Origin of the sequence: Terrisporobacter petrolearius (genome assembly GCF_020748185.1) — a bacterium.
In the GTDB taxonomy this organism is placed as follows: Bacteria; Bacillota; Clostridia; order Peptostreptococcales; family Peptostreptococcaceae; genus Terrisporobacter; species Terrisporobacter petrolearius.
This window is the reverse complement of the sequence record NZ_JAHZMO010000121.1, coordinates 1-536: the sequence shown is the minus strand read 5'-3', so window position 1 is coordinate 536 and position 536 is coordinate 1. Positions and strand designations below refer to the sequence as shown.

General features: G+C 30.0%; 1 protein-coding gene. It reads left to right on the top strand.

Annotated elements, in window-relative coordinates:
• On the top strand, nt 1-536 hold a 536-nt coding region (locus tag K0040_RS19925; protein WP_228110429.1), incomplete at both ends, for a GTP-binding protein.

Below are 536 nucleotides of genomic sequence, written 5' to 3'. Positions count from 1 at the left end.
CCGATGGAAATCCTTCCTATAGGAACGTGTGTTCTGATAGATACTGCTGGGCTTGATGGTGTGGGTAAACATGGTGAACTTAGAATAAGTAAATCACTAGATGTTTTAGAAAAGACAGATATAGCTTTACTAGTAGTGGATTGCCAAATTGGTATATCACAAGAAGATTTATCATTAATTGAAAAGTTTAATGATAAGAATATACCTCATATTTTAATTCTTAACAAAATTGATACTATTAAGAATCAATCAGAAATTTTAAACTTAGCTAAAAATAAGGTTAAATGTCCAGTTGTTTCTGTCTCATCAACAGATAAAATTGGGATTGAAAATTTAAAAAATGAAATAATAAGGGTTTTGCCTAAAGATGGCACTGAGTTCAGATTGGTATCGGATTTAATTGAACCAAATGATTTAGTTGTTTTAGTTGTTCCAATAGATAAAGCAGCTCCAAAAGGTAGACTTATACTTCCTCAACAACAAGTTATAAGAGATATTTTGGATAATGGTGCAATTTCTATAGTTACAAAAGAAAA